The organism is Pseudomonas sp. SDO5591_S426 (genome assembly GCF_054070755.1).
On sequence record NZ_JBSVXD010000431.1, the window covers coordinates 1 to 294 of the forward strand.

The following is a 294-nucleotide window of genomic DNA, read 5'->3' on the forward strand; positions in this document are numbered from 1 at the left end:
GCCTGGTGCTGGCGTTCTTCAACCAGGGCGAAGTCTGCACCTGCCCGTCCCGCGCACTGGTGCAAGAGTCGATCTACGACGACTTCATGAAAGTCGTGATGAAGAAAGTCCTGCAAATCAAACGTGGCGACCCGCTGGACACCGACACCATGGTCGGCGCGCAGGCGTCCGAACAGCAATTCGACAAAATCCTTTCATACCTGGAAATCGCCAAGGGCGAAGGCGCCGAGCTGCTGACTGGCGGCAAGGTGGAAAAACTCGAGGGCAACCTGGCGAGCGGGTATTACATCCAGC

1 protein-coding gene is annotated in these 294 nt (G+C 58.5%); it reads left to right on the forward strand.

Features of this window, described 5'->3' with window-relative positions; all coding sequences use genetic code 11:
• Positions 1-294 (forward strand): aldehyde dehydrogenase family protein (locus ACW9JC_RS30450; protein WP_457459700.1); only part of this gene is annotated, 294 nt, incomplete at both ends.